1 protein-coding gene is annotated in these 500 nt (G+C 67.3%); it reads right to left on the reverse strand.

Going from position 1 to position 500, the window contains the following annotated elements:
- Positions 1-140: 140 nt before the first annotated feature.
- On the reverse strand, positions 141-500 hold a 360-nt coding region (locus tag AC1DRP_RS36845), incomplete at its 5' end, for an NAD(P)-dependent oxidoreductase (RefSeq protein WP_476771180.1).

Raw genomic sequence — 500 nt, forward strand, 5'->3', positions numbered from 1 at the left:
GGTTCATGCAGTCGGAGGCTACGGCCGGCGGGATTGCCCGCCAGGCCTGGAGTTCTTCGGCGCTGAGCGCCCTGAAGTCGGTTTCGCTCTGCTGAAAGGCCATTGTCTTGTTCCCGTGTGCGAGAGGTGTTTGCCGGCCGTCAGTTCGCCTTGGCGTCCCAACCGGGATTGACGTTGTTCCGCAGCCGTCCCTCGAACAGGAATTCGAGCAGGATCTCGGCGGAGAAGGTGCGCATGTCGAGATAGCCGGCCTCCGAGTAGAAGGCGGCGTGCGGCGTCACGACGAGGCGCCCGGMGAGCCAGGAGGCGTTGCCGCGCCAGGCCTCGATCAGCGCCGGCGTCGGCACCGGCGGTTCCTTGGGCAGCACGTCGAGGCCGGCGGCGGCGATGTGGCCGCTCTTGAGCGCGTCGTGGAGGGCATCGACATCGACGAGCCCGCCGCGGGCGATGTTGATGAAGATGCTGCCGGGTTTCATCGCGGCGAACTGGGCTGCCCCCAT

The organism is Allobosea sp. 01N443, from assembly GCF_056399325.1.